Source organism: Streptomyces sp. NPDC088746 (assembly GCF_044751065.1).
GTDB lineage: Bacteria > Actinomycetota > Actinomycetes > Streptomycetales > Streptomycetaceae > Streptomyces.
Genome location: NZ_JBIVLA010000002.1, coordinates 389,672 through 408,064 on the forward strand (window position 1 = coordinate 389,672; position 18,393 = coordinate 408,064).

General features: G+C 71.2%; 16 protein-coding genes. 6 read left to right on the plus strand and 10 right to left on the minus strand.

Annotated elements, in window-relative coordinates; genetic code table 11:
• Positions 1 to 51 precede the first annotated feature (51 nt).
• Complete coding sequence (locus tag ACIP63_RS09205) at positions 52 to 2,046, minus strand: CocE/NonD family hydrolase (protein WP_401512902.1); 1,995 nt, start codon at positions 2,044 to 2,046, stop codon at positions 52 to 54.
• 9 nt (positions 2,047 to 2,055) lie between these two features.
• Complete coding sequence (locus tag ACIP63_RS09210) at positions 2,056 to 3,555, minus strand: peptide MFS transporter (RefSeq protein ID WP_401512905.1); 1,500 nt, start codon at positions 3,553 to 3,555, stop codon at positions 2,056 to 2,058.
• A gap of 156 nt (positions 3,556 to 3,711) precedes the next feature.
• Here ACIP63_RS09210 and ACIP63_RS09215 point away from each other — a divergent pair, with 156 nt between their 5' ends.
• From ACIP63_RS09215 to ACIP63_RS09235, 5 genes are all read left to right on the plus strand, one after another.
• Positions 3,712 to 4,722 carry a polyprenyl synthetase family protein gene (locus ACIP63_RS09215; RefSeq protein WP_401512908.1) on the plus strand — a complete coding sequence of 337 codons (1,011 nt, stop codon included), beginning with the start codon at positions 3,712 to 3,714 and terminating at the stop codon, positions 4,720 to 4,722.
• 198 nt (positions 4,723 to 4,920) lie between these two features.
• Positions 4,921 to 6,159 (plus strand): outer membrane lipoprotein carrier protein LolA, encoded by a 1,239-nt coding sequence (locus ACIP63_RS09220; protein ID WP_401512911.1) that lies wholly within the window; start codon positions 4,921 to 4,923, stop codon positions 6,157 to 6,159.
• A gap of 120 nt (positions 6,160 to 6,279) precedes the next feature.
• Positions 6,280 to 7,266, plus strand: coding sequence for an ABC transporter ATP-binding protein (locus ACIP63_RS09225; RefSeq protein ID WP_401512914.1), 987 nt, complete (start codon positions 6,280 to 6,282; stop codon positions 7,264 to 7,266).
• Positions 7,253 to 8,140, plus strand: coding sequence for an ABC transporter permease (locus tag ACIP63_RS09230; protein WP_401512916.1), 888 nt, complete (start codon positions 7,253 to 7,255; stop codon positions 8,138 to 8,140). Before ACIP63_RS09225 ends, ACIP63_RS09230 begins: the two co-directional genes overlap by 14 nt.
• A gap of 197 nt (positions 8,141 to 8,337) precedes the next feature.
• Positions 8,338 to 8,979, plus strand: a complete 642-nt coding sequence (locus tag ACIP63_RS09235; protein WP_401512917.1) for a TetR/AcrR family transcriptional regulator — start codon at positions 8,338 to 8,340, stop codon at positions 8,977 to 8,979.
• Here ACIP63_RS09235 and ACIP63_RS09240 read toward each other — a convergent pair.
• From ACIP63_RS09240 to ACIP63_RS09265, 6 genes are all read right to left on the minus strand, one after another.
• Positions 8,972 to 9,520: a flavodoxin family protein gene (locus ACIP63_RS09240; RefSeq protein ID WP_401512920.1), complete on the minus strand. Its 549-nt coding sequence runs from the start codon at positions 9,518 to 9,520 to the stop codon at positions 8,972 to 8,974. The two genes, ACIP63_RS09235 and ACIP63_RS09240, sit on opposite strands and share 8 nt — an antisense overlap.
• A gap of 103 nt (positions 9,521 to 9,623) precedes the next feature.
• A complete protein-coding gene (locus tag ACIP63_RS09245) occupies positions 9,624 to 10,433 on the minus strand; it encodes an HAD-IIB family hydrolase (protein ID WP_401512921.1) in 810 nt (269 codons plus the stop codon).
• A gap of 102 nt (positions 10,434 to 10,535) precedes the next feature.
• Positions 10,536 to 10,985 (minus strand): hypothetical protein, encoded by a 450-nt coding sequence (locus ACIP63_RS09250; RefSeq protein ID WP_401512924.1) that lies wholly within the window; start codon positions 10,983 to 10,985, stop codon positions 10,536 to 10,538.
• Positions 10,986 to 10,997: 12 nt separating this feature from the next.
• Positions 10,998 to 12,614 (minus strand): FAD-dependent monooxygenase, encoded by a 1,617-nt coding sequence (locus tag ACIP63_RS09255; RefSeq protein WP_401512925.1) that lies wholly within the window; start codon positions 12,612 to 12,614, stop codon positions 10,998 to 11,000.
• A 69-nt stretch (positions 12,615 to 12,683) separates the two neighbouring features.
• Complete coding sequence (gene rarD / locus ACIP63_RS09260) at positions 12,684 to 13,673, minus strand: EamA family transporter RarD (protein WP_401512927.1); 990 nt, start codon at positions 13,671 to 13,673, stop codon at positions 12,684 to 12,686.
• Positions 13,674 to 13,790: 117 nt separating this feature from the next.
• On the minus strand, positions 13,791 to 14,651 hold the full coding sequence (locus ACIP63_RS09265) for an SDR family oxidoreductase (protein ID WP_401512928.1): 861 nt from the start codon (positions 14,649 to 14,651) through the stop codon (positions 13,791 to 13,793).
• Positions 14,652 to 14,756: 105 nt separating this feature from the next.
• On the opposite strand from ACIP63_RS09265, the gene ACIP63_RS09270 reads away from it, so the two are divergent.
• Positions 14,757 to 15,179, plus strand: a complete 423-nt coding sequence (locus tag ACIP63_RS09270; protein WP_401512930.1) for a winged helix-turn-helix transcriptional regulator — start codon at positions 14,757 to 14,759, stop codon at positions 15,177 to 15,179.
• A 7-nt stretch (positions 15,180 to 15,186) separates the two neighbouring features.
• Here ACIP63_RS09270 and ACIP63_RS09275 read toward each other — a convergent pair whose 3' ends face one another.
• Positions 15,187 to 16,245 carry a 2-oxoacid:ferredoxin oxidoreductase subunit beta gene (locus ACIP63_RS09275; protein ID WP_401512933.1) on the minus strand — a complete coding sequence of 353 codons (1,059 nt, stop codon included), beginning with the start codon at positions 16,243 to 16,245 and terminating at the stop codon, positions 15,187 to 15,189.
• Positions 16,238 to 18,193: a 2-oxoacid:acceptor oxidoreductase subunit alpha gene (locus ACIP63_RS09280; RefSeq protein ID WP_401512935.1), complete on the minus strand. Its 1,956-nt coding sequence runs from the start codon at positions 18,191 to 18,193 to the stop codon at positions 16,238 to 16,240. The genes ACIP63_RS09275 and ACIP63_RS09280 overlap by 8 nt, the downstream gene beginning before the upstream one ends.
• Positions 18,194 to 18,393 lie beyond the last annotated feature (200 nt).

An 18,393-nucleotide genomic window follows, 5' to 3' on the forward strand; every position in this document is an offset into this window, starting at 1 on the left:
GGCAGCGCCTCAAGTAGGCGTAATGCCCGGAAAGTTACGCGATAACCCTGGTCAGCCCGCCGTGCGGGGGATCCGCTTCTCCCAGGTCCGGTGGAAGACGATCTCGTCCCCGTCCCTGCACACGACCTCGTTGGACGTGATGAAGTCGTCCGCGTCCGCGCCGGTCTCCGACCGCGTCTCGATCCGCACGTCCCAGGCCATCTCGGGCCGGTGCAGCCGGATCGTCCAGTCCGAACGGGCCCGCGCCGACAGCGGGTCGTCCTCCTGGATCGTGTACGTCTCCAGGGCGTCCTCGGTGAACTCCAGCCCGTCGGGGTAGACACGCGTGCCGCCGTACCGCGGATCGACCTCCAGGCGCCACTCGCCCTTGGCGACGTCCCGGACCACCAGCCGCTCCGGGCGCTGCTCGTCGAGTGTGACCGGGTACACGACGCCGAGCGGCTCCGACTGCTCCGGCTCGCCGAAGGTGATGCCCGGGTCCTCGGTGTGCCGGCGCACCGGGAGCTCGACGAGGCTGCCGTCCGCCTCCAGCGTGAAGCCCGCCGAACCGGCCTGTGGCCAGATCCACGGCCAGTACGAGGAGGAGACGGCGAGCCTGATCCGGTGGCCGGGCGGGAAGGTGTGCCCGATGCCGTTCAGCTCGAACGTCACGTCCTCGGTCTCCCCGACGGGCCAGTCCTCCGCACGGTCGCGCCCGTGACGGGTGGCCAGGTTGAGGGCCCCTCGGGTCACCAGGGTGGAGGCACCGTCCGGGGCCACGTCGCAGAGCCGGGCGATCGCCTGGCCGCGCGGTACGTCCATGCGGACCCGGAGCGTCACCCGGGGGCGGCCGAGGATCTCGATGGGCGCGTCCTCGACGGGAAACTCGAAGCACACCGATTTGGCGTCCTCGTCGCGCTGGTCGGGCGGCAGGTCGGCGTCGTTGCCGAACGGGAAGAAGCGGCCCGCGTCCAGCCCGGTCTGCTGCGGCGAGCGGACGGTCTGCGGCCCGCCCGCCAGGGCGTACGCCACGGGGGCGACGTTCTCGGACGGCCAGCTCGCGTCGCCGACCCAGCGGCCGGGCAGCGTCTCGTACACCGTGGCGGGCGGGTGCGAGCCGCTGATCCAGGACCTCAGGAGCGGCTCGTTCATCACCCCGGTGTCCTCGTCCTTGAGGTGCTGGTCCCACCAGCGCAGCGTCTCCTGGAGGAAGCCGATCGCGGGCCCCGGGGGGAGGCCCCGGTCCGGGTACTGGTGCGACCAGGGGCCGATCAGCCCGCGCACCTGCCCGGGGCCCAGGTGCTCGACGAGCCTCAGGACGGTGTCGCGGTACGGGTCGTGCCAGCCGCCGACCGCGAGGACCTTCGCCTCGATGGCGCCGTAGTCCTCGCAGACGCTGCCGTGCTTCCAGTAGTCGTCACGGGTCTGGTGCGCCAGCCACGTGTGGATGAACGGCTCCACCTTTTCGAGCCGTCGCAGCCACATGTCCCGCCAGTCGTCGCCCACGTCCGCCGGGTCCGGGGGCCGGGAGACGAAGGCCAGCATGGTGGAGGCCCAGGCGTGCATGTCCACACCGAGGACGGAGCCGCCCATGTAGTGGACGTCGTTGTCGTAGCGGTCGTCGGCCGAGCACACGGTGACGACCGCCTTCAGGGGCTCCGGGGCGAGCGCGGCGACCTGGAGCGAGTTGAAGCCGCCCCAGGAGATGCCGAACATGCCGACCCGGCCCGAACACCACTCCTGCTGGGCCAGCCAGTGCACGACGGCGACCCCGTCCGCGAGCTCCGTCGCGTCGTACTCGTCACCCGGCATGCCCTCGCTGTTGCCGTGCCCGCGCACATCGACCCGTACGGAGGCGTAGCCGTGGCCCGCGTACCAGGGGTGGCGCTGCCAGTCGCGCGGCGCCGTCCAGTCGCTGAGCCGGTAGGGCAGGTACTCCAGCAGGGCGGGCACCGGTTCGTCGGTGACCGGCCGCCAGATCCTGGCGTACAGCTGGGTGCCGTCCGCCAGAGGGATGTAGAGGTCCTCGTGGGTGGTCTCGTACGGGAAATCGGTGCGGATCTGCATGGCGGTACCTCAGTGGACGGGGTGCATGGTGCGCTTGAGCCAGGGAGCGGCGGCGATGACGGCCACACCGGCCGCCACCGCGATAGCGCCATTGACACCGAAGTAGGCGGGGTTGGAGACCTCGCCGTAGAGCTTCACGATCTGTGCCTGGATTCCGTTGGCGAGGGCCAGCGAGAGGAACCACAGCGCCATCGTCTGGCTGGCGAACGCCTTGGGGGCGAGCTTGGTGGTGGCGGACATGCCGGAGGTCTCCAGCAGGATGTCGCCGAGGCCGAGCAGCAGATACGAGCCGACGATCCACCAGGCGGCCATCTTGTACGTGTCGTCGGCGTGGCCCGAGGTGGGGATGACCATCAGGAGGAACGACAGCCCGCCGAGGATCACCCCGATCGCGATCTTGTTCGAGGCGTGCGGCTGGCGCGGTCCCATCCGGGCCCAGACGGCTGCCACGACGGGCGCCAGCGCGACCTCGAAGGCGCCCAGCGCCGAGGCGTACCAGCTCGCCGGGAAGTGGAAGCCGAAGATCTCCGTACGGGCGTTCGTCGAGGCGAGCAGCATCATCGTCGAGTACGCCTGGAAGAGGATGAAGTTGAAGACGACGGAGGCCAGGAACAGCACGACGTACGGCCGGAGCCTGCCGCGCTCCTCCGGGGTGACCCGGGGGCTCCTGAACATCACGGCGAAGTACACGACGGGTGCGATCACCGAGACGAGGGTGAGGACGTCGACGAACCGGTCCATCGTGAGCCAGCCGGCCAGCGCCAGGGCCGTCGCCACCAGGGCGGCCACCACGACGCCCGCCGCGATCGTCAGGACGGCCCGGCGCATCGGGGCGGGCGCGAGGGCGTACTCCGCCGCGTGCTTTCGCCCGGCCAGGTGACGCCGGCCCGCGACGTACTGGATCAGGCCGAGCGTCATGCCGACCGCTGCGGCCGAGAAGCCCCAGTGCCAGCCCGCGTGCTCGCCGAGCCATCCGGTGATCAGCGGGCCGGCGAAGGCGCCGATGTTGATGCCCATGTAGTAGAGCGCGAAGCCGGCGTCGCGGCGCTGGTCCTCCGTGCGGTAGAGCTTGCCGACCATCGAGGCGACGTTGGGCTTGAGCAGGCCCGTTCCCGCGCTGATCAGGCCGAGGCCCACCCAGGTCATCGTGGCGGTCGGCACGGCCATGGCGTAATGGCCGCAGGCGATGAGGACGCCGCCGTACAGGACGGCGCGGTAGGAACCGAGGATCCGGTCGGCCAGCCAGCCGCCCGCGACGGAGACGAGGTAGACGAGGGTGCCGTAGGCGGCGGACACGGAGGCGGCGGTGCCCGGGTCCATGCCCATGCCGTCGTTCGAGACGGTGTCGGCGAAGAAGAGGACCAGGATCGCCTGCATCCCCAGGAAGGAAAAACGCTCCCAGACCTCCAGCCCGGACAGGGTCATCAGGCCCCGTGGCTGGCCGAAGAAGGCGTGATCGTCTCCGGGCGGTGGCTGGGCCGGTTCGGTACCGGTCGGGGCGTGGGACAAAGCGACAACTCCTGATCGTATGAGCTGATGCCGAACATACCGGCGGTGGCGGGAAGGCGCCCACGGTGATCCAAAGGGGACCGGATACGCTGAGTTGAGTGAGGACAACGACACATCGACATTCCGTGTGATCGTCAGCAGACAGGAGATCCCCTCGTGACCGTCGTCGGGCCGTTCGGACTGAGCGTGCGGGACCAGGCTCTTGAGGCCGATGTCCAGGCCGGTTTGGCCGCTGTCGAGGCGGGGCTGCTGGATGCCACCAAAAGCGAGGTCCCGTTCATCACGGAGGCCGCGCAGCACCTCGTCAGCGCGGGGGGCAAGCGCTTCCGGCCGCTGCTGGTGATGCTCGCTTCCCAGTTCGGTGACCCGGACGCGCCGGGCGTCGTCCCCTCCGCCGTGGTCGTCGAACTGACACACCTGGCGACGCTGTACCACGACGACGTGATGGACGAGGCGGACGTACGCCGGGGGGTGGACAGCGCCAACACCCGCTGGGGCAACTCCGTCGCCGTCCTGACGGGCGACTTCCTCTTCGCCCGCGCCTCGCACATCCTGGCCGACCTCGGGCCCGAGGCCGTCCGCATCCAGGCGGAGGCGTTCGAACGCCTGGTCACCGGTCAGATCCTGGAGACCGCGGGCCCGCGCGACGGGCGCGACCCCGTCGACCACTACATGGACGTGCTGGGCGGCAAGACCGGCTCGCTGGTCGCCGTGTCCGGCCGGTTCGGCGCCCTGATGTCGGGGGCCGACGAGTCGGTCGTCGACATCCTCACCCAGTACGGCGAACGCCTCGGCATCGCCTTCCAGCTCGCCGACGACGTCCTGGACATCGCCTCCGACTCCCACGAGTCGGGCAAGACGCCCGGCACCGACCTGCGCGAGGGCATCCCCACCCTGCCGGTCCTCCACCTGCGCGCCAGGGCGGCGGCCGAGGGCCGTCCGGAGGACAAGGAGCTCGTGGAGCTGCTGGACGGCGACCTCGCCGACGACGCCACGCTCGCGGAGGCACTGCGCAGGCTCCGTGCCCACCCCGCCCTCGAACAGGCGCGGCGGGACACCGTCCGCTACGCCGAGGAGGCGCGGGCGACCCTGGCACCCCTGCCCGAGTGCTACGCGAAGGCCGCGCTCGAAGAGCTGTGCGACGCCGTGGTGCACCGGGCGGGATGACCCCGGGGACCCCTAAGGGTGCCCGCACCGGGTCATCCCGGAGAGGTACGCACAGTTGCTCCCGGGGGCTGACGCTTGTCGCCGCCCGATTTGGTCAGATGGATAACAACCACTCCTGACCACATCGGGTGAGAATGGCGGCGGGGAGTGGACACGTGCAACGGGATGGCAGCCGCCGACCACGGAGGTAGAGCACACATGGCACCGAACGACAGCGCAGAGACCAACGGCGAGGCCACGGGCACTGTCGTGGGCCGCCGGAAGGCGGCGCGCTACATCGTCCCCTTCGCGGTGGCGGGAGTGGCGGCGGCGACGATCGGACTCGTCCCGGCACTCGCGGACTCAGGAGACCCGGAGCTCCCGAAGATCACCGCGCAGGAACTCATCGAGAAGATCGCCTCATCGGACCAGCAGCAGCTGTCCGGCACGGTGAAGGTCAGCACCGACCTCGGCATCCCGTCGCTCGGCGGGCTCGCGGGCTCCTTCGCGCCGGACGCCGCAGCCGGATCGGGTGGGTCGAGCGCGTCCCCCGACGCCAAGCTGATGGAGCTCGCCTCCGGGACCCACACGCTCCGGGTCGCGGCCGACGGCCCCGACAAGCAGCGCCTCTCGATCCTCGGCGAGGGCTCCGAGTACAGCCTCGTCCACAACGGGGACGACATCTGGGGATACGACAGCGAGAGCAACGAGGTCTACCACGCGGAGTCCGACGGGCACGGACGTACGGGCGGCAAGGCCGAGGAGCACAAGGCGCCGGAGGGAGTGCCGGCCACCCCGAAGGAGCTCGCCGAGGAGGCGCTCGCCGCCGCGGACGACACCACGTCCGTCACCGTCGACGGCACGGCACAGGTGGCGGGACGCGACGCGTACAAGCTCGTGATCAAGCCGAAGCAGTCCGGTTCGACGATCGGCTCGATCACCGTCGCGGTCGACGCCTCGACCGGCGTACCGCTGAAGTTCACGCTGGCCCCGAGCAGCGGCGGCAAGGCGGCGGTCGACGCCGGCTTCACGAAGGTCGACTTCGGGAAGCCCGACGCCTCCTCCTTCTCCTTCACCCCGCCCAAGGGCGCGAAGGTGACCGAGGCCGACGAGCTGAAGGCCGGGGCGGAGGAGAAGGGCGCGGCGGACAAGGCGCACAAGGACCTGGGCGCGCTGGAGGACTTCAAGGGCCTCGACGTCATCGGTGAGGGCTGGAACGCCGTCGCCGAGATCGAGGCCCCGGGCGGGGCGGGGCTGCCCGCCCAGGGCTCCGGCGATGTCCCCGCCGAGGCGCAGCAGTTCCTGGACGCGCTCGGCGACAAGGTCACCGGCGACTTCGGCTCGGGCACGGTCTTCAAGACGCGCCTGGTCAACGCGCTGCTGACGGACGACGGCAAGGTCTACGTCGGCGCGGTCACCAAGGACGCGCTGGTGAAGGCGGCCGACACCGCCGAGTAGGACGCACCGTACGCCCCGCCCCGTCGTACGCTCCGTACGGCGGGGCGGCCCGTGTGACGGGGCCCGGCGCTCGCGGGCCTCGGTGTGCCGGACCACGGCGGGACAGGACCGGGAGTGCGCATGACCGACACAGCGGCCGCGACGGCCGGACCGGAGACGGGGCGGGAGCCCGGCGCGGTGATCGAGACGCGCGGGCTCACCAAGCGCTACCGCGGCGGGCAGTTGGCCGTCGACGGGCTCGACCTCGCCGTTCCCGCCGGAAGCGTCTTCGGCTTCCTGGGGCCCAACGGCTCCGGCAAGACCACCACGATCCGGATGCTCATGGGGCTCATCGACCCGACATCCGGCACCGCACAGGTCCTGGGCCGCCCCATGCCGGCAGCCGCACGGGCGGTGCTCCCGCAGGTCGGCGCGCTCATCGAAGGGCCCGCGCTGTACGGGTTCCTGACGGGCCGCGACAATCTCGTGCGCTTCGACTCCGCCGACCCGGCCGCCGACCCACGCACCCGGCGCGCCCGGGTGGGCGACGCCCTGGAGCGGGTCGGGCTCGCCGCCGCGGCCGGCAAGAAGGCCAAGGCGTACTCACTCGGGATGAAGCAGCGGCTCGGGCTGGCCGCCGCTCTCCTCCAGCCGCGCAGACTGCTCGTGCTGGACGAACCGACCAACGGCCTCGACCCGCAGGGCATGCGCGAGATCCGCTCCCTGGTCCGGGAACTGGCGGCCGAGGGCACCACCGTCTTCCTCTCCTCCCACCTGCTCGACGAGATCGAACAGGTCTGCACCCATGCCGCGGTGATGGCCCGCGGCCGGCTGCTCGTCCAGGGCCCGGTCGCCACGCTCGCCGCGGGCGCCCGGGGCCGGCTCGCCGTGACCACGCCCGACCCGGGCGACGCGGCCCGCGTCCTCGCGGAACACGGGGCGACGGGCCTCGTGACCGACGGGGACCGGGTGAGCGCCGACGCGCCGCCGGGCGAGGTGGAACTCGCGGACCTCAACGCGGCCCTGGTGCGCGACGGTGTCCGCGTACGCGCCTTCGGCGTCGAACGGGCCTCGCTGGAGGACGCCTTCGTCGCGCTCACCGGAGAGGGATTCGATGTCGCAGGCTGAACTCACGGCGCCCCCGGCGCCCCCGGCGGCGCGCCGTGTGCTGTGGACCCTCGGGATCCTCCGCTCCGAACTGACCACCATGCTCCGCCGGTGGCGGACCCTGGCGCTGCTCGGGGTCCTGGCGGCCGTCCCCGTCCTCATCGGGATCGCCCTCCGCATCGAGACGGGAGACGGCTCCCAGGCCGGGCCCGGCGGCGGGGGCGGACCCGCCTTCCTCTCCCAGATCACCGGCAACGGCCTGTTCCTGGTCTTCGCGGCCCTCTCCGCGACGCTGCCCGTCTTCCTCCCGATGGCCGTCGGCGTCATCGCGGGGGACTCCGTCGCGGGCGAGGCGAGCGGCGGCACCCTGCGCTATCTGCTGGTGGCGCCGGCGGGCCGCACCCGGCTGCTGCTCGCGAAGTACGCGTCCGTGCTGGTGTTCTGCCTGGTCGCCACCCTGGTCGTGGCGGCATCGGCGCTCGCGGCCGGGGCGCTGCTCTTCCCCGTCGGGGAGGTCACGACGATCTCGGGCACCCGGATCGGCTTCGGCGAGGGACTCCTGCGGGCCGGACTGATCGCGGTCGCGGTGGCGGTGTCCCTCGTCGGCTTCGCGGCGCTGGGCCTCTTCGTCTCGACGCTCACCAACAGCGGGATCGCGGCGATGGCGGCCACCGTCGGGGTGCTGATCACCGTGCAGATCCTGGACACGATGCCGCAGTTGCACGGGATTCATCCGTATCTCTTCCCGCACTACTGGCTGTCCTTCACCGACCTGCTGCGGGACCCGGTCTACTGGGACGAGATGGCCAGGAACCTGGGCCTGCAGGCGGTGTACGCGGCGGTGTTCGGCTCCGCGGCCTGGGCGCGCTTCACCACGAGGGACGTCACGGTCTGAGGGGCCAGGCACGGGCCGTCCGTACCGTCGGCCGGTCGAGCCGTCCCCCGATCGGCTCGTCGCGGCACGAACGGCACGAACGGTGTGCTGCACGGAACGTCACGACACGGTACGTTCCGTTTCCAGCCTGGTCATTGTTCGACTTTTGGCGACGACCTGTCAATAAGCGGTGGGGGGAATCCCCCTATGCTCACCGAATGATCACATCGCCGAGTTCCCTGCGCCGCAGCGAGAGGTCACGACGGGCGACGCTGGACGCCGCCCTGGAGCTGTGTACGGAGAAGGGGTACGGCCGGGTCACCGTCGAGGCCATCGCGGCGCGCGCCGGCGTGAGCAAGAAGACGATCTACCGCTGGTGGCCGTCGAAGGGCGCGGTGATGCTGGAGGCGTTCGCCGAGGTGTTCGTCGGCTCCACGCCGTTCGTCGACACCGGCGACATCGAGGCCGATCTGCGGACGCACATCAACAGTGCGGTGAAGCTGGTCTCCACGGCGCCGTACGGCCCGGCCTACGCCGGGATCCTGTCCGAGATGCACCATGACGACGCACTCGCGCTGGCCGTACGCGAACAGCTGGTCGACCCGCGCTTCGAGGCCGCCGTGGGGCGCATGCGGCGCGCCCAGGAGCAGGGGCAGATACCGGACGGCGCCGATCTGCCGCTCGCGGTGGAGATGCTCTACGGCCCCGTCTACTACCGCCATGTGCTGCGGAAGCCGGCGCAGGACGAGGCGACGGTCGCCGCGCTGGTGGCCCATGTCCTGCGGTCCCTGACCGGCGCCGGCGCGCCCGGGGACGCTCCCGGCGGTGAGGGCGCCCCCGGGGCCGGACGCGTCAGCTGAAGAAGACCTTCGCCCGGGCCGCGGCCCCGGTGTCGGTCAGCACGTCACCGGGCCTGCTGCCGTTGCCCAGCAGCACCCCGCCCCACCGCATTTCGAGGTACCGCGCCGAATTCCGCAGGGTCCCCGCGAGCGGTTCGGCGACCGCGGGGTCGTCGTCCGCGAGCGCGGTGACCCCCCACAGCGTCTTCCCGGCCATCCGCCGCCGGAAGTCGGCGCCGGGCGCCTCCAGCCAGCCCGACCAGTGGTCGAGGTAGCGCTTCGTGGAGGTGGAGACGGAGTACCAGTACAGCGGCGAGGCGATGACCACGTCGGTGGCGGCGAGTGTCGCCTCCAGCAAGGCCGCGGAGTTGCCCGTGGGGGCGGCGGGCCGGCCGTCCGCGTGCCGCCGGTCCTCGAAGTCGGGCAGCGGGAGGTCCCGCAGGTCCAGCCAGCGCTGTCCCGTGCCGGCCGGGAGCTGCTCGGCGGCGAGCCGGGCCAGTGTCTCGGTGTTGCCGCCGGTGCGGCTGCTGCCGAGCAGGAAGAGGAAGTCGCGCGTGGTCATGCCATGCCCCCAATTGATTGCGTACGGCTTTTACCGGCGTACGCATCATATGCATGTGCATGAAGTTTCGGGGAGGTGCTTTTCGGCCGGGGCACGCGCGTTCTCAGGCGAACAGCCGCTCGAGGACCACCGCGACGCCGTCCTCCTCGTTCGAGAGCGTGATCTCGTCGGCGGCGGCCCGCAGCTCCGCGTGCGCGTCGGCCATCGCCACCCGGTGGCCGGCCAGGCGGAACATGGGCAGGTCGTTGGGCATGTCGCCGAACGCCACCGCGCCGGCGAGGTCGAGGCCCAGCAGCCCGGCGGCCAGGGTGACCCCCGTGCCCTTGTCCACGCCGAAGGGGGCCAGCTCCACCGTGCCGGGGCCCGCCATCGTGACGGACGCCAGGTCGCCCACCGCTCCCCGGGCGGCGGTGGCCAGCTCGTCGTCCGTCAGCTCCGGGTGGCGTATCAGGACCTTGATGACGGGCGCCGCCCACAGCTCCGACCGGTGCCCGGCGCGCTGAGCGGGGAGTGCGGGGTGCGGCATGCGGTAGCCCGGCTCGATCAGGGTCCGGCCGTCGGCGCCGTCCTGGTCCACCGCGGCGAACACCTGCCCCACCTCGGCCTCGATCTTGCCGAGCGCGGTGTCGGCCAGCTCCCGGTCCAGGGTCACCGAACGCAGCATGCGGGCCGACCCGGCGTCGTACAGCTGTGCGCCCTGGCCGCAGACCACGAGCCCGTCGTAGCCGAGGTCCGCGAGCAGGGCGCGTATGCCGGGCACCGGGCGGCCCGTGACGATCAGATGCCGTGCGCCGGCCGACGTGGCGCGGGCGAGGGCGGCACGCGAGCGGGCGCTCACGGTGTCGTCGGAGCGCAGCAGTGTGCCGTCCAGATCCGTGGCGACGAGGGTGTATGCGGCGGGTGGCGTGAACATGGGGTCAGCCTAGAGAGATCGCCATCCCGTCGTACGTCGCTGACCTGCGGGGACGGTCGGCTCCGTCGGGGCAGGCTGAATCCCGTGCGCTCCGGGGCCTGCTCACCGCGTCGGGCAGGCCGGGCAGACGTGTCCGGCGCACGCGGTCAGCAGGGTCCCGGCCGCCGCGCTCACCGCCGGATCGCCGTCCGTGGCGAGCCGCTCGGCCGTCGTCCGGCCGGCCAGGACCGCCAGATGCGCGTCCCTGGTCCACCCCGGATGGTGCGTGTGGCCATGAGCGAGGATCGTGCCCAGCAGGCCGAGCACCCCCACGCGGTCCTTCACGGACTCCATGGCGGCGAGCTCCCATAGGAACGGCACCGTGGCGGCCGTCGCGTCGAACACGGCCATGGCGCCGATCCACCGCCCCAGATCGCTCAGGGCGTCCTCGGCCGACTCGCTGTCGCCCCAGGCGATCCGTGACAGCAACCCGGGGACCTGGGACGCGGAGCCCTGGGCATGGCGCAGCTCATGCCACTGAACGTGCCTCATGTCCCTCAGGATCGTCCCCATCCGGGCACTCAATCAGCCTTTGCGGGTGCCGTCCACCATGCTTGCCACACTCATCGGATCCGGCTCCCGCGCCCCGTCCAGCGCGTCGAGACACCGCCGCACCGCGTCCCGGTCGCGGGCGTCCGCGATCAGCCCCACATGGTTGTCGGGTCGGATCACCACGACGGTGTCGCCGTCGACGCCGTAGGCCGCGCGGGCGAGCCCCTCCCGGTCGTGCAGCGCGTCCGCGGCGGCGGCGCCGCTCCCGGGCCCGGAGGCCCCGGCGCCGTACACCCGGATGGTCCGCACCGCGTCGCCGTAATTCCCGGCCGCCTCCCGCAACGCGCGCTCCGCGCCCGCCCCGAAGCCCAGCACCGTGATGTGCGGCCCGGCGAAGACACGGAACAGGCGGGTGGGGGCACCGGTCGCGGCCTCGGTGCAGGGGGCGTCCGGCGCGCGGTCGCCCGACCGTACGCCGTCCCCGCCCCCGGGCAGGGCGAGGGAGCTCCACCGGTAGCCGCGGTCGAGCCCCGCCGTCGACGGGGTGATCGCGGTGTCCAGGCCGCCACCCGGTTCCCGGATCGCCTCCAGCGTGGCCCGCAGCCGCTCCGAGGTGAGGTCCAGCGTCCAGGCGGCGACCGGCAGCCGCTCCTCCTCGTAGGTGTCCAGCAGCCCCGGCGCGCCCCGCCCCCGCAGTGTCCGGGCGAGCTTCCAGCCGAGGTTGTAGGCGTCCTGGATGCCGGTGTTCATGCCCAGTCCGCCCGCGATGGCGTGCACATGTGCGGCGTCCCCGGCCAGGAGGACCCGGCCCACCCGGTAGCGGTCGGCCATGCGCACGTTGACGCGGTACGTCGAGAGAAGTGTGGCCCCGGTGAGGCTGTCGGCCGGCAGCCGGGTGTGCCGGGCGAAGAGCCGCCTGAAGCCGTCGAGGGTGGGGGCGAGGGGGCGGCCGTCCGCGTCACGCTCCGGACCCGACTGGAACCACCAGCCCGTCCGGGTGCCGGGGACGGGGCAGAGCATGACGCCTCCGTCCTCGTCGAACCACTGGTGCCAGATGCCCCGGTCCAGGACGCCCGGGGTGATCTCGACGTCTCCGCAGACCATCGCCTGCTCCTCGTCCGTCTCCCCGTCGAACGGGACGCCGAGCAGTTTCCGTACGCGGCTGTGGGCACCGTCGCAGCCCACCACGTACCGCGCGCCGGCGGTGGAGCCGTCGGCGAGGGCGACGGTCACCGAGGACCCGTCGTCGGTGAGGCCCACGACCTCGGTGCCGGTCTCCACCGCCACGCCGTACCCGGCGAGGCGGTCGCGCAGGATCTCCTCCAGCCGCCACTGGGCGATCAGCCGGCCCCGGTCGTACGGGGCGTCCGGCGTCGGCGAGGAACCGGCGTACGGATCGGCGTCCGCGACCGGCACGCCGTCGCGGTACTTGCGCATCGGAAGCGGTGGTGAACCCGCCGCCAGCACCGCCTCGACGACCCCCAGGTCCTCCAGCACCTCCAGGGAGCGGGCGTTGGGGCCCTTCGACCGCGAACTGCGCGGATACTCCGGCGACCTGTCCACGATCCGGACCGTGATGCCCTGCCTGGCCAGATCGCAGGCCAGGGTCAGTCCGGTCGGGCCCGCGCCCACGATCAGTACGTCGGTCATGCCTGCTCCTCGGTCGCGTCGTCCTGCCGTACAGGAAAACGCAACCGAGTTAAAAAAGCAACCTGGTAACTATTTTATGGCCGGGGTGTCCGTGTCCGGCGTGGAAGCGGAAGCCGTGCCGACGGGGGCCGAGGCTTCCGCCGCCCGCACGGCCAGACGCAGGGCCTCGGCCCTCGTACGGCGCGCCGTGCGCAACGCGTCCCAGGTCAGCAGCATCAGGGCCACCCAGACCAGGGCGAATCCGGCCCACCGCTCCGGCGGCATCTCCTCGTGGAAGTACAGGATGCCGAGCGCGAACTGGAACACCGGCGCCAGATACTGCAGCAGGCCCAGGACCGACAGCGGCACCCGGATCGCGGCGGCGCCGAAGCAGACGAGGGGAATCGCGGTGACGAGTCCTGTCGCGGCGAGCAGGGCTCCGTGGCCCGCGCCCCCGGCCAGGAACGTCGCGTCGCCGCTCGCCCCGAGCCACAGCAGGAATCCGAGCGCGGGCACGAACAGCACGGCGGTCTCGGCGGCCAGTGACTCCAGGCCGCCCATGTCGACCTTCTTCTTCACCAGGCCGTACGTCGCGAAGGAGAACGCCAGCACCAGCGAGATCCACGGCGGCTGCCCGTAGCCGATCGCCAGCACGAGCACCGCGGCGAAGCCGGTCGCCACCGCGGTCCACTGCACCGGCCTCAGCCGCTCGCCGAGCAGCAGGACGCCCATGGCGATGGTGACCAGCGGATTGATGAAGTAGCCGAGCGACGCCTCGACGACGTGGCCGTTGTTCACGGACCAGATGTAGAGACCCCAGTTGACCGAGATCACCGTCGCGGCGATCGCGATCAGCCCCAGCCGCCGGGGTTGCCGGAGCAGCTCCCCGATCCACGCCCAGCGGCGCAGGAACAGCAGGGCGATGCCTACGACGCCCAGCGACCACACCATCCGGTGGGCGAGGATCTCCACCGCCCCCGACGGTTCCAGCAGCGGCCAGAAGAGGGGCACGAGGCCCCACATCCCGTACGCGCCGATTCCGTACAGCAGGCCTGCCCGCTGTTCGTTCTTCCCCTCCACGGGCCCTCCCGGCACTCCTGCGTCGGCGGACGGCCGACTGCACGACGGTAGCGCCGGAAGAGCCCTCTGTCATTGCCGTCTCAGGGAAACGGTCGTGACAGGCGCGGGCGTGCCCGTTCAGACCGTGGCGACCGCCGCCGCGACCGTCTCGGCCAGCGGAGTGGTCGGCCGGCCGATCAGGCGGGCCAGGTCGCCGCTCGTACCGGCGAGCAGGCCGCGCGCGATGGCCTCGTCGACGTCGACGAGGATCGCGGCGAAGGGCTCGGGCACCCCGGCCCCGACGAGGATCTCCTGGTGCACCGGGGCCGGAACGTTCTTGTAGGTGATCTCCTTGCCGGTCGCCGCGGCCACGACGTCGGCGTACTCGGCCAGCGACCAGGCCACGTCGCCGCTCAGCTCGTACGCCGCGCCCAGGTGGCCCTCGCCGGTCAGCACGGCGGCGGCCGCGTCCGCGTAGTCGGCCCGGGTGGCGGAGGCGATGCGCCCGTCACCGGCGTTGGCGACGACGGCGCCGTGCTCCAGGACGGGTCCCAGATTCGCCGTGTAGTTCTCGGTGTACCAGCCGTTGCGCAGGAAGGTGTACGGGAGACCGGAGTCGAGGATCAGCTGCTCGGTGACCTTGTGCTCCTCGGCCAGCAGGAAGTCGGCCTCGGGCCCGCCCAGCGCCCCGGTGTACGCGAGCTGCGCGACCCCGGCCGCCTTCGCGGCGTCGATCACCGCGGTGTGCTGGGGCACCCGCCGGCCGGGCTCGCTGCCCGAGACGAACAGCACCCGGTCACCGGCCCGGAACGCCCCGGCGAGGGTCTCCGGGCGGTCGTAGTCGGCGATGCGGAGCTCGACGCCCCGGGCGGCGAGCGGGGCGGCCTTCTCCTTGTCGCGGACGACCGCGACGACCTGGTGGGCCGGGACCGTGTCGAGCAGACGCTCGACGACGAGGCGGCCGAGGGCGCCGGTGGCTCCGGTGACGACGATGCTCATGAGGTTCTCTCCTGGTGGCGCTGGTCCTGCTGCGAGTGGAACGCAACTCACCATAGGAGGTGTACTAACTCTGGGAAAGTACCCACTTTGAAGTAAGGTACTGGTATGACGGTGAGCATCCTGGACGAAGTGGGCGGTTGGCGCGCGGACGTCAACCAGCAGAACTGCCCCTCCCGGCTGATCCTCGAGCACATCACCAGCCGGTGGGGCGTGCTCGTGCTGGCCGCGCTGCTGGAGCGGTCCTACCGGTTCAGCGAACTGCGCCGCACGGTCGGCGGCGTCAGCGAGAAGATGCTGGCCCAGACCCTCCAGACGCTGGAGCGCGACGGCTTCGTGCACCGGGACGCGAAGCCGGTGATCCCGCCCCGCGTCGACTACTCGCTCACCCCGCTCGGCAAGGATGCCGCCGACCAGGTCTGGGCGCTGGCCCGCTGGTCCGAGCGGCAGGTGGACGGGGTCGAGGCCGCCCGCGCGGCATACGACGAGGCCCGGAACCAGTCGGCTCCGGGCCCCGGGGGACAGGCGTGACGGCGGATCAGCCGACCACGGTCCAGGTGTCGCTGCCGGCCAGCAGGGTGCTCAGGTCACCCTTGCCGTGCTGCTCGATCGCGGTATCGAGCTGGTCGGACATGAGCGCGTCGTAGACCGGGCGCTCCACACTGCGCAGCACGCCGATCGGTGTGTGGTGCAGGGTGTCCGCGTCGGCCAGCCGGGACAGCGCGAACGCGGTCGTTGGGCTGGGGTTGTGGGCGTCGTGGACGAGGATCCGCGACCGGTTCTCCTCGGTGACGGCGACGACGCCGAGGTCACCCGTGAGCGCGTCGCGCACGACCCCCTTGGAGTTGTCCGCGCCGAAGAGGATCGGCTGGCCGTGTTCGAGGCGGATGACCGCCTCCTCGGCCCTTTCCTTGTCCTTGAGCACCTCGAAGGCACCGTCGTTGAAGATGTTGCAGTTCTGGTAGATCTCCACCAGCGCGGTGCCGGGGTGGTCGGCCGCCGCGCGCAGCACGCTCGTGAGGTGCTTCCGGTCGGAGTCGACGGTGCGGGCGACGAAGGAGGCTTCGGCGCCCAGGGCGAGGGAGACCGGGTTGAAGGGGGCGTCCAGGGACCCCATCGGCGTCGACTTGGTGATCTTGCCGACCTCGGAGGTGGGGCTGTACTGCCCCTTCGTGAGCCCGTAGATCCGGTTGTTGAACAGCAGGATCTTGAGGTTGACGTTGCGGCGCAGGGCGTGGATGAGGTGGTTCCCGCCGATGGACAACGCGTCGCCGTCGCCGGTGACGACCCAGACGGACAGGTCGCGGCGGGAGGTGGCCAGACCCGTGGCGATGGAGGGGGCGCGGCCGTGGATGGAGTGCATCCCGTACGTGTTCATGTAGTACGGGAAGCGGGACGAGCAGCCGATGCCGGAGACGAAGGTGATGTTCTCCTTGGCCAGCCCCAGCTCGGGCATGAAGCCCTGCACGGCCGCGAGGACCGCGTAGTCACCGCAGCCCGGGCACCAGCGCACCTCCTGGTCGGACTTGAAGTCCTTCATGGACTGCTTGCCCTCGGCCTTGGGGACCAGCTGGAGGAGTTCGTTGGCGTCAGGCATCAATGGCCTCCTTGAGGGCGGTGGCGAGCTGCTCGGCCTTGAAGGGCATTCCGTTGACCTGGTTGTAACTCCGGGCGTCCACGAGGTACTCGGCCCGCAGCAGCAGGGCCAGCTGCCCGAGGTTCATCTCCGGGACCACGACCTTGTCGTAACGCCTCAGCACCTCACCGAGATTCCGCGGGAACGGGTTGAGGTGGCGCAGATGGGCCTGCGCGATCGTCTCGCCCGCCGCGCGGAGCCGCCGTACGGCCGCGGTGATCGGCCCGTACGTCGAACCCCAGCCCAGGACCAGGGTCGTGGCGCCGGCCGGGTCGTCGACTTCCACGTCGGGGACCCGGATGCCGTCGATCTTCGCCTGACGGGTACGGACCATGAAGTCGTGGTTGGCCGGATCGTACGAGATGTTCCCCGTGCCGTCCTGCTTCTCGATCCCGCCGATCCGGTGCTCCAGACCCGGAGTGCCCGGCACCGCCCACGGCCGGGCCAGGGTCTCCGGGTCCCGCTTGTACGGCCAGAACACCTCGGTGCCGTCGGCCAGTTCGTGGTTCGGTCCGGTCGCGAACTGCGTCCGCAGGTCCGGGAGGCTGTCGATCTCCGGGATCCGCCACGGCTCGGAACCGTTCGCCAGATACCCGTCCGAGAGCAGGAACACCGGCGTCCGGTACGTCAGCGCGATCCGGGCGGCGTCGAGCGCCGCGTCGAAGCAGTCCGCCGGCGTCCTCGGCGCCACGATCGGCACCGGTGCCTCGCCGTTGCGCCCGTACATCGCCTGGAGCAGGTCGGCCTGCTCGGTCTTGGTCGGCAGACCGGTGGACGGCCCGCCCCGCTGGATGTCGATGATCAGCAGCGGCAGCTCCAGCGACACGGCCAGACCGATCGTCTCCGACTTCAGCGCCACGCCCGGACCCGACGTCGTCGTCACACCCAGCGACCCGCCGAACGAAGCGCCGAGCGCCGCCCCGATCCCGGCGATCTCGTCCTCCGCCTGGAACGTCCGTACGCCGAAGTTCTTGTGCTTGCTGAGCTCGTGCAGGATGTCGGACGCCGGAGTGATCGGATACGAGCCCAGATACACCGGCAGATCCGCCTGCCGGCCCGCCGCGATCAGCCCGTACGACAAGGCCAGGTTCCCCGAGATATTGCGGTACGTGCCGGTGGGGAAAGCCTGCGACGCCGGGGCGACCTCGTACGAGACCGCGAAATCCTCCGTCGTCTCACCGAAATTCCAGCCCGCGCGGAACGCCGCCACATTTGCCTCGGCGATGTCCGGCTTCCTGGCGAACTTCGACCGGAGGAATGTCTCCGTCCCCTCGGTCGGACGGTTGTACATCCAGGACAACAGCCCGAGCGCGAACATGTTCTTCGACCGCTCGGCCTCCTTGCGGGAAAGCCCGAACTCCTTCAACGCCTCGATCGTCAAGGTCGTCAACGGCACAGGATGCACGTTGTACGCCTCGAGCGAGCCGTCCTCGAGAGGGGATTCGGCGTACCCGACTTTCGCCATCGGGCGTTTCGTGAACTCGTCCGTGTTCACGATGATGTCGGCCCCGCGCGGCACATCGGCGATATTCGCCTTCAGCGCGGCGGGATTCATCGCGACCAGCACATTCGGCGCGTCGCCCGGGGTCAGGATGTCGTGGTCCGCGAAATGCAGCTGGAACGACGACACACCCGGCAGCGTCCCGGCGGGTGCCCGGATCTCGGCGGGGAAGTTGGGCAGCGTCGACAGGTCGTTCCCGAACGACGCGGTCTCCGACGTGAACCGGTCGCCCGTCAACTGCATGCCGTCACCGGAGTCACCCGCGAAACGGATGATCACCCGGTCGAGGCGGCGGATTTCCTTCTCGGTGGCACCCGTACGATCAATGCGCGGGGCTCGCTGCTCCCCGACGACAGCCTCGTCGGCCTCATCGGACTTTCCGGCTGGGCTACTGACCTGGCTGGTCACTGAACTGGACCTCCCTCGGGGCGGCGGCTCGGGACCGGCCGACCCGCCGGCGGTCCAGGCCCCACCCTACTTCTGTAAGGGTCGCCTTCCTCGGACCGGTCATATGGTGGACGCGTTTGTGAGACATGAATGCGTCACGCTTTGCCATATTTTTCCGGACCTTTCGATCACTGGACGAGGCCCCCGGTGCTCATCCTTTC

What these genes read in the sequence shown, in the direction of transcription:
- ACIP63_RS09265 (WP_401512928.1), bottom strand. Translation starts at nt 14,651, where the DNA reads ATGAGCATCGTCGTCACCGGAGCCACCGGCGCCCTCGGCCGCCTCGTC.
- ACIP63_RS09230 (WP_401512916.1), top strand. Translation starts at nt 7,253, where the DNA reads ATGTCGCAGGCTGAACTCACGGCGCCCCCGGCGCCCCCGGCGGCGCGC.
- ACIP63_RS09225 (WP_401512914.1), top strand. Translation starts at nt 6,280, where the DNA reads ATGACCGACACAGCGGCCGCGACGGCCGGACCGGAGACGGGGCGGGAG.
- ACIP63_RS09250 (WP_401512924.1), bottom strand. Translation starts at nt 10,985, where the DNA reads ATGGGGACGATCCTGAGGGACATGAGGCACGTTCAGTGGCATGAGCTG.
- ACIP63_RS09240 (WP_401512920.1), bottom strand. Translation starts at nt 9,520, where the DNA reads ATGACCACGCGCGACTTCCTCTTCCTGCTCGGCAGCAGCCGCACCGGC.
- ACIP63_RS09205 (WP_401512902.1), bottom strand. Translation starts at nt 2,046, where the DNA reads ATGCAGATCCGCACCGATTTCCCGTACGAGACCACCCACGAGGACCTC.
- ACIP63_RS09275 (WP_401512933.1), bottom strand. Translation starts at nt 16,245, where the DNA reads ATGCCTGACGCCAACGAACTCCTCCAGCTGGTCCCCAAGGCCGAGGGC.
- ACIP63_RS09255 (WP_401512925.1), bottom strand. Translation starts at nt 12,614, where the DNA reads ATGACCGACGTACTGATCGTGGGCGCGGGCCCGACCGGACTGACCCTG.
- ACIP63_RS09235 (WP_401512917.1), top strand. Translation starts at nt 8,338, where the DNA reads ATGATCACATCGCCGAGTTCCCTGCGCCGCAGCGAGAGGTCACGACGG.
- ACIP63_RS09245 (WP_401512921.1), bottom strand. Translation starts at nt 10,433, where the DNA reads ATGTTCACGCCACCCGCCGCATACACCCTCGTCGCCACGGATCTGGAC.
- ACIP63_RS09220 (WP_401512911.1), top strand. Translation starts at nt 4,921, where the DNA reads ATGGCACCGAACGACAGCGCAGAGACCAACGGCGAGGCCACGGGCACT.
- ACIP63_RS09270 (WP_401512930.1), top strand. Translation starts at nt 14,757, where the DNA reads ATGACGGTGAGCATCCTGGACGAAGTGGGCGGTTGGCGCGCGGACGTC.